Below are 8,002 nucleotides of genomic sequence, written 5' to 3' on the forward strand. Positions count from 1 at the left end.
ACTACAGGTACCATTTTAATGTGAACTAAATTCATATTTCCTCTTTTTTTATTTTCATTTACCCAATCATTTGGAATCATAAGTACATAGTATATAAGTAATTCTAAAAGAGGAGGTGGAAAATAAAATGAGTCAAAATGATTTTGAAAAAAATCATTTAAAATCTGAAAAGATAACTATAAATGAAGAACCATCTTTTTTTGATGTTAATATACGAACACAATATACATTTTGTGTAGATGACAATACACTTAATTGTGTTTTAAACTTTAATATTCAAGATCCAATTGAACAAGTTTCTATTACGGGATATCTTCAAACTAAACTTTCAAATAAGTCTGATTGCAACTTTGTACGCATGGTTGTTGGACCACCAGAAAAGGAAGACCCTATATCAAACTGCAGGCTAGAAGATATATTAGAAAGTTTAGGGATTAAATTTGAAAAAACTCCTGTTTATCAAGTTACAGTTGATGCCTCTTTTGGTACTCCAGGTGTCCTTAGATCATTCTATGGAGCTCTTTTTTGTAAAAAAGATATCGACGTTCAAGCCATGTATTTGGGAGAAGCTATTATTTGTCCCAATATTACAACCTTCATCGATGCAGAAGGTGATGCTTGTGAAATCGTAAGACTTTTACGAGATCGGGAGGTAAATCAATGTCCTTTGCTTTGTGATAATTGTTCAGAAGATAAGTGTAGATGAATGAAAATATAGTTAAGAGACCTTCTGTAAAAGGTCTCTTTTTAAGGTATAGATTTATAATTTCTGCCCGATTAAAACCCCATATCCAATATATTTGTGATAAGCATTCATTAACTCTTCATATTTTTTAATCGCGTTATACACTTCTGTATTTTCATACACGTCATCATCTGCTTGCTGATTTTCATCAGGGAATTTCAACTCTTTTTTCCACATATCTGAATTAAATTTGGCTAAATTCCAAACCTCAACATGACTAAATCCTGCTTCATACAACTGTTCAGTCCATTCCAGTACAGACATCATTTTTTTAAATCCATAAAACTCAATCATTTCTTTCTTATGGTTATCAGGGATTTTTTTGGTGACAATCATTTCCCTGTCATATAATGATCCTTTAGGCTTTAAAACACGAAAATATTCTTTACAGGATAAAGTAGGGTCTGTAAAAATTGTAACTGATTCAACCATTACAACATCAAACTGATTGGAATCAAAAGGTAAAGACGTCACATCAGCTTGGATAAATTTCACTTTTACGTTTTCAGCCTCTGCTCTTGTCCTAGCTTTTTCTAACATATCCTCTCTAATATCTATCGCTGTAACTTTATATCCCTTACTTGATAAATAACAAGCTGTTCTACCGGTTCCACATCCTACTTCTAATATTTTTGAACCCTTCTTAATTGGATATTGTTTTAACTGTTCAATTGTTTCGGAGAAACCACCAGGATGAGCATTCCCGACTCCTAATTTAGCCAGCATATCTAAGTAATCCATTCATTTTCTCCCTTCATGTCTTTAAGCTCTGTTATCAATCGAGCTTTCTTAAGTTGAATTTATATATTGTATGTCAGGGATCAAAGTTGTGATTATCATATTGTTAAATAACAAAAAAAAACACCCTCATGAAAATTGAGGGTGTTACTTTTTCAAGCTTATATTTTATATTTTTACCCTTTGTAATCTTAATGCATTTAATACTACTGAAACAGAGCTTAGTGCCATTGCTGCACCTGCAACCCATGGTGCCAGCAACCCAATTGCTGCAATTGGAATACCTAAGGAATTATAAGCAAGAGCCCAAAACAAATTCTGTTTAATATTGGTCATGGTTTTACGACTCATATAAATGGAATCAGGAATACTGTTTAAATCCCCTCTCATAAGAGTAACATCAGCTGCATCCATAGCAACATCAGTTCCAGTACCAATGGCCATTCCAATATCAGCAGTAGCTAAAGCCGGAGCATCATTGATACCATCACCTACCATGGCAACCTTTTTCCCTTGTTTCTGGAGTTTTTTTACTTCTTCAGCTTTACCAGTTGGTAAGACCTCAGCTAATACATCGTTTATTCCGACTTGATTTGCAATCGATTTTGCAGTCCTCTTATTATCCCCTGTAATCATAATAACTTGAATACCCATTTCTTTAAGACGATTTACAGCTTCCTTAGAGGTTTCTTTTATTGTATCCGCTACAGCAATTAAACCTGCATATTTTCCATTCATTGAAACTAGCATAGCTGTTTTACCTTCTTGTTCTAATGAGACCATAGTGTCCTCAGCTTTATTTATCTCAACTTTGTATCTCTTCATTAAATTTCTTGTCCCAATAAGTATTTCTTTCCCTTCAACAATACTACGAATACCAGACCCTGGAATAGCTTCAAAATCAGTAGTAGTAGGGAGATCTATTTCTCTTGAGACAACCCCTTTAACGATGGCTTCTGCTAAAGGGTGTTCAGAATTTTTTTCTGCCGCTCCCACAAATTTTAAAAAGTCATATTCATCCAGCTCGGTTAATACATCCGTTAGTTCAGGTTCACCTTTTGTAATGGTTCCCGTTTTGTCTAAAATAACGGTATCAATATGCTTAGTAGATTCCAAATGTTCTCCACCTTTAAATAAAATACCGAATTCAGCTGATCTTCCTGAACCAGCCATGATAGAGGTTGGAGTTGCTAAACCTAAAGCACATGGACAAGCAATAACTAAAATCGCAATAGCTATTTCAAGTGCAGTTGCAAATTCACCCGGCTGAATAATTAAATACCATATAAGAAATGATATAAGAGCTATGCCCACTACTATGGGAACAAATATTCCAGAAATTCGATCAGCAATTCTTTGTATAGGTGCTTTTGAACCTTGAGCTTCTTCCACTACCTTTATAATTTGTGCTAATGCTGTTTCTTTTCCAACTTTTGTTGCTTGAACTTGAATAACTCCGTTTTTATTCATTGTTGCACCTATTACGTTATCACCGACCTTTTTCCCAATCGGAATACTCTCACCAGTTAACATAGATTCGTCTATTGTAGAATGGCCATTAACAACTTTTCCATCTACAGGCACTTTTTCTCCTGGTTTAACTATCAATACTTCTCCAACACTAACTTCTTCCACAGGAATGTTCATTTCCACGCCATTACGGATAACTAACGCTGTTTTTGCTTGTAGTCCCATTAAAGATTTAATAGCCTCAGATGACCTTCCTTTTGCTAATGCTTCAAACAATTTTCCTAAAATAATTAAAGTAATTAGTACTGCACTTGTTTCATAATATAACGCTGGTGTATGAGCTTTTTCTACCATCAAGCTCCATTCAATTGTTAAGTACAAACTATAAAAATATGCTGCAGAAGTCCCAAGTGAAACTAATACATCCATGTTGGCACTTTTATTTCGTAATGCTTTATAGGCTCCAATATAGAAATGTCTACCAATGATAAACTGCACAGGTGTGGCTAATGCAAACTGGAACCAAGGATTCATAAATAACGCTGGCAGCCAAATAAAGGAAGTAAAAGAGAAATGGCTTACCATGGCCCAAAGTAATGGAAACGACAATATTGCTGAAACGATAAACTTCAACTTTTGCCTTTTTATTTCTTTTGCACGATAATCTTCACCTTTACCTTGTTCTTCTTTCTGTATCGCTTTATAACCTAACTTTTCCACCTTTTGAATCATATCTTTAATTGACACTTCATCTGAGGAGTACTCTACATGTGCGCTTTCTAAAGCAAAGTTAACATTTGCATTAATAACACCAGGTATTTTATTCAATCCTTTTTCTATCCGATTGGCACAAGCTGCACAAGTCATGCCTGAAATATTAAAATCTACTGAACTTTTCACTGTACCATAACCCAGTTTTTCAACTTTCTGTTCTAGTTGATTATAATTCACTTTTGTTGGGTCATATGATACGCTGGCTTTTTCTAAAGTAAAATTCACATTAGTGGCATTTACACCCTCTATTTTTTTTAATCCTTTTTCTATTCTATTGGCACAAGCAGCACAGGTCATACCGGTAATTTGAAGTGATGTTTGTTTCAATAAAGGCTGTTTAGATTCCATTATTCTCACCTTCCATTATACCTAAGGGGGGTATAGAATAATTTAAAAAAATCCCCCTCAATGAATCACATGATTTATACTACATCATATCCTTGATCTTCAATCGCTTCTTTTATTGCTTCCAAGTTTATATTTGACTCATCATAAATTACTTCTACAGAACCTTTATTAAGGTCTACATTTCCCTTAACACCTATTTCTTTTAAAGTACTTTCAATAGCGTTTACACAATGGTTACAAGACATTCCTTCTACTTTTAACGTTTGATTTTTCATAATTTAAACTCTCCTTTTATTATTTTGACATATATATTAGTTATTATTCGTTTATTGATGGACTTATATGAAGAAGCTGGTTACTTTAATAATTTATGAACTGTAGTTAAAAGCTCATCTATAACTTCATCCTCTCCTTCTTGTATACGTTCAACTACACAACTCCTCATATGAGCTTCCAATAAAAGTTTCCCTACACTATCTAGTGCAGATTTTGCAGCTGCAATCTGATTTAAAACATCATCACAATAGGTGTCTTTTTCAATTAAACCTTTAACACCTCTTACCTGACCTTCTATGCGGTTCAAACGTTTAGTTAGGTCCTTTTTTATTTTTTCAGAATGATGACTTTTCCGTTCTGATTCTTCCGTATGACATGCATCTATGGTGTTATTGTTTTGATTATTATTCATAAAGTCCATCCTCCTCACACTTATATAATATACCCCTATAGGGTATATGTCAATAAATTGTTGTAAATTTTTTATAACAAAAGCTCCTATAGAAGCTTCTCAGAGAAGTAGTTGTTGAAACTTAGAATTTAAAAAACTAATAAATTCTTAAGTTATAAAGAAAAACTCGCTAATTAGCGAGTTTTACACATACTATATAATTTTAACCTACATAGAGCAATTATTAACAATTTACTCAATCATATCCTCTTCCTCTTCCTCTTCCTCTTGATAAAAGCCAGCAAATAACCTACCTCCATAGGGTTCTAACATAGAATCAATAAAATCAATCAATTGTTGTTTATCACTTGTTTTATAATAACTTTCAAAAGCAGAGATAAATTGTTCAGATACCCCTTTATGGTATGCAGTTAATTCTCTATACAACCATTTTCCGTCTCCTAACCACAAATCATTCACTCTTAATATAAAAGTGGCACAGAGAGTAAACAATTTATTTACAATAAAGTAATTTTCCATTTCATGTTGAGAAGTAATTAAATCTTCCAACTGATCAGTAATTTCAAATCTCGCAAAATTCAATTCATCAAAACTCCAGCTAGGTGGACCCTGTATAAGCCGTTCTTCACACATTTTTTTAATGGACTCAGCTTCTCCATTGTCTTTAACTACAAATCCTTTAGTTATAATTATATAAATTGTAGGTAAAGCATAGCTATCGTTTTTATTCATAAATTCCTTAAAACTACTTAAATTAAACCCAAATACTTCTGCAGGCCATGGGGCATAATCATATACCTTTCTAAAATGAAGAGTGATTTCATTATCAAAAATAACAATATCTAGATCTGAATTCTTTTTAATACTTCCTTTTTTTGCACTGGCAGCTAAAAAAGCAGCACTACAATTTGGGAAATTCAATTCTACAAATTTTGTAGCAGCTTCTATAGGAGTTAGATTCATAAACATACACCACCAAAAAATAAAATATATAAAATTGTATGTTTTAAACATAAGATTAGTGCACAAAGAGAGAACTATTATAACTGATGAAATATGATATAAATAATTGTATTAAAAAAAACATCTATTTTTAAATAGATGTTATCATTTATGTATGGTGCCGGTGAAGGGACTCGAACCCCCACTCCATTGCTGGAAACGGATTTTGAGTCCGTCGCGTCTGCCAATTCCGCCACACCGGCATATATATTATTAAATTATATTTTTAGTCTAGCGTTTAGTTTTCCTCTGATGTTCAAATGGCACGCCCTGAGAGATACAGTCACTGACTGCGATGTTTTTACTTTCGAAGTTTATGCTTCGACGAACTATGACGTTCGAATTATCTCATTGCGTTTAGTTTTCCTCTGATGTTCAATGGCACGCCCTGAGAGATTCGAACTCCCGACCTTTTGATTCGTAGTCAAACGCTCTATCCAGCTGAGCTAAGGGCGTAAATTAAAAATAAAAATGGTGCCGAGGACCGGAGTCGAACCGGTACGGTAGTCACCTACCGCAGGATTTTAAGTCCTGTGCGTCTGCCAATTCCGCCACCCCGGCACATAAATAACTATTCTATTAATTTGTGGAGGCGCCACCCAGATTTGAACTGGGGATAAAGCTTTTGCAGAGCTCTGCCTTACCACTTGGCTATGGCGCCAAATTATTATGGAGCGGACGACGAGATTCGAACTCGCGACCCTCGCCTTGGCAAGGCGATGCTCTACCACTGAGCCACGTCCGCGTAATGGCTGGGGATACAGGATTCGAACCTGTGCATGACGGAGTCAAAGTCCGTTGCCTTACCGCTTGGCTAATCCCCAATGGGGCGATCGAAGGGAATCGAACCCTCGAATGCCGGAGCCACAATCCGGTGCGTTCACCACTTCGCCACGACCGCCGTATAACTTTATTTACTCTTTTTATCTTTCTGGCAGGGGCAGCAGGAATTGAACCCACACTAACGGTTTTGGAGACCGCTGTTCTACCTTTAAACTATGCCCCTATATATGGTGGAGGATGATGGATTCGAACCACCGAACCCGATGGGAACAGATTTACAGTCTGCTGCGTTTGGCCACTTCGCTAATCCTCCATGCTGGTGCCGTCGAGAGGACTTGAACCCCCAACCTACTGATTACAAGTCAGTTGCTCTACCAGTTGAGCTACAACGGCATATATTTTTTAAAAAATGGTGGCTCGAGACAGAATCGAACTGCCGACACGAGGATTTTCAGTCCTCTGCTCTACCGACTGAGCTATCGAGCCCTGCTACACCCTGAGGTAAATGATTCTACGCTACGAGGCTGAAATACTAATCTCCTGAGGTTTTTTCTCCAACGAACCCTATGGTTCATCACCCCTTATGATGATTGTAATGGCGGAGCTGACGGGATACTCTTCACTTCGTTACGAGACTGCGTAGTATTCCTTTCGAAGCCTAAGCTTCAACGAACCCTTATGGGTTCATCACCCCTTATGATATTTGTAATGGCGGAGCTGACGGGATTCGAACCCGCGATCTCCTGCGTGACAGGCAGGCATGTTAGGCCTCTACACCACAGCTCCACATTGTTATTTGGTTGCGGGGGCAGGATTTGAACCTACGACCTTCGGGTTATGAGCCCGACGAGCTACCAGACTGCTCCACCCCGCGACAATATTATGGTGGACGCTGACGGGATCGAACCGCCGACCCTCTGCTTGTAAGGCAGATGCTCTCCCAGCTGAGCTAAGCGTCCATATGTACTTTTTTTATTATACTCAGTGATGTTATTTCTAAGGTGGTGACCCGTACGGGATTCGAACCCGTGTTACCGCCGTGAAAGGGCGGTGTCTTAACCGCTTGACCAACGGGCCATTTTTATATATATATGTTAACCTGAGTGGCGGAGAGAGAGGGATTCGAACCCTCGAGACGCTTGTGACGCCTACACGATTTCCAATCGTGCTCCTTCGGCCAGCTCGGACACCTCTCCATGGCTCCCCGAACAGGACTCGAACCTGTGACAACTCGGTTAACAGCCGAGTGCTCTACCAACTGAGCTATCAGGGAATGTTAGAGAAAATCGCTTCAGGGTGTTCCCTGAAAACTAGATGCAAAACAAAGAGTAATTAACGTCACAAATGCGAGTTTATCAAATGATGAATCAAATGTCAACACCATATTTGTTTAATGAAACCTCACCTAGTACAATAATAACTGTCTAGATATATATATATTGGATAAGCCCTCG

At 37.0% G+C, this 8,002-nt stretch carries 6 protein-coding genes and 17 tRNA genes; 1 reads left to right on the plus strand and 22 read right to left on the minus strand.

Translation table 11 applies throughout. From position 1 onward, the window contains the following. The first annotated feature begins 127 nt into the window (after nt 1–127). Nucleotides 128–706: a hypothetical protein gene (locus tag ERL59_RS19445; RefSeq protein ID WP_160647913.1), complete on the plus strand. Its 579-nt coding sequence runs from the start codon at nt 128–130 to the stop codon at nt 704–706. Nucleotides 707–760: 54 nt separating this feature from the next. On the opposite strand, the gene ERL59_RS19450 is transcribed toward ERL59_RS19445, so the two are convergent. The 22 genes from ERL59_RS19450 to ERL59_RS19555 all read right to left on the minus strand — a co-directional run bounded on the left by ERL59_RS19450 (nt 761) and on the right by ERL59_RS19555 (nt 7,821). After that, nucleotides 761–1,486, minus strand: a complete 726-nt coding sequence (locus ERL59_RS19450) for a class I SAM-dependent methyltransferase (protein ID WP_160647914.1) — start codon at nt 1,484–1,486, stop codon at nt 761–763. 165 nt (nt 1,487–1,651) lie between these two features. After that, complete coding sequence (locus ERL59_RS19455) at nt 1,652–4,075, minus strand: heavy metal translocating P-type ATPase (RefSeq protein ID WP_160647915.1); 2,424 nt, start codon at nt 4,073–4,075, stop codon at nt 1,652–1,654. Between the two features lie 74 nt (nt 4,076–4,149). Next, a complete protein-coding gene (locus ERL59_RS19460) occupies nt 4,150–4,350 on the minus strand; it encodes a copper ion binding protein (protein WP_160647916.1) in 201 nt (66 codons plus the stop codon). Nucleotides 4,351–4,430: 80 nt separating this feature from the next. Next, complete coding sequence (locus ERL59_RS19465) at nt 4,431–4,763, minus strand: metal-sensitive transcriptional regulator (protein ID WP_160647917.1); 333 nt, start codon at nt 4,761–4,763, stop codon at nt 4,431–4,433. Between the two features lie 231 nt (nt 4,764–4,994). Then, a complete protein-coding gene (locus tag ERL59_RS19470; protein WP_160647918.1) occupies nt 4,995–5,726 on the minus strand; it encodes a nucleotidyltransferase domain-containing protein in 732 nt (243 codons plus the stop codon). Between the two features lie 155 nt (nt 5,727–5,881). Continuing rightward, nucleotides 5,882–5,968: transfer RNA gene (locus tag ERL59_RS19475), tRNA-Leu, on the minus strand. A 176-nt stretch (nt 5,969–6,144) separates the two neighbouring features. Continuing rightward, nucleotides 6,145–6,221: transfer RNA gene (locus tag ERL59_RS19480), tRNA-Arg, on the minus strand. Nucleotides 6,222–6,237: 16 nt separating this feature from the next. After that, nucleotides 6,238–6,326: transfer RNA gene (locus ERL59_RS19485), tRNA-Leu, on the minus strand. A 26-nt stretch (nt 6,327–6,352) separates the two neighbouring features. Continuing rightward, nucleotides 6,353–6,426: transfer RNA gene (locus ERL59_RS19490), tRNA-Cys, on the minus strand. A 9-nt stretch (nt 6,427–6,435) separates the two neighbouring features. Beyond that, a tRNA-Gly gene (locus tag ERL59_RS19495) sits at nt 6,436–6,510 on the minus strand. A gap of 4 nt (nt 6,511–6,514) precedes the next feature. Beyond that, nucleotides 6,515–6,589: transfer RNA gene (locus ERL59_RS19500), tRNA-Gln, on the minus strand. A 1-nt stretch (nt 6,590) separates the two neighbouring features. After that, a tRNA-His gene (locus ERL59_RS19505) sits at nt 6,591–6,666 on the minus strand. A 31-nt stretch (nt 6,667–6,697) separates the two neighbouring features. Further along, nucleotides 6,698–6,771, minus strand: a tRNA-Trp gene (locus ERL59_RS19510). Nucleotides 6,772–6,776: 5 nt separating this feature from the next. Continuing rightward, nucleotides 6,777–6,861: transfer RNA gene (locus ERL59_RS19515), tRNA-Tyr, on the minus strand. Between the two features lie 4 nt (nt 6,862–6,865). Then, nucleotides 6,866–6,941 (minus strand) — tRNA-Thr (locus ERL59_RS19520). 17 nt (nt 6,942–6,958) lie between these two features. After that, nucleotides 6,959–7,034 (minus strand) — tRNA-Phe (locus ERL59_RS19525). A gap of 223 nt (nt 7,035–7,257) precedes the next feature. After that, nucleotides 7,258–7,334: transfer RNA gene (locus ERL59_RS19530), tRNA-Asp, on the minus strand. 11 nt (nt 7,335–7,345) lie between these two features. Further along, nucleotides 7,346–7,422: transfer RNA gene (locus ERL59_RS19535), tRNA-Met, on the minus strand. A gap of 9 nt (nt 7,423–7,431) precedes the next feature. Beyond that, a tRNA-Val gene (locus ERL59_RS19540) sits at nt 7,432–7,507 on the minus strand. A 43-nt stretch (nt 7,508–7,550) separates the two neighbouring features. Further along, nucleotides 7,551–7,625 (minus strand) — tRNA-Glu (locus ERL59_RS19545). A 27-nt stretch (nt 7,626–7,652) separates the two neighbouring features. Continuing rightward, nucleotides 7,653–7,744: transfer RNA gene (locus ERL59_RS19550), tRNA-Ser, on the minus strand. A 1-nt stretch (nt 7,745) separates the two neighbouring features. Then, nucleotides 7,746–7,821 (minus strand) — tRNA-Asn (locus ERL59_RS19555). Nucleotides 7,822–8,002 lie beyond the last annotated feature (181 nt).

It is taken from the genome of Chengkuizengella marina, assembly GCF_009910845.1.
In the GTDB taxonomy this organism is placed as follows: domain Bacteria; phylum Bacillota; class Bacilli; order Paenibacillales; family KCTC-33759; genus Chengkuizengella; species Chengkuizengella marina.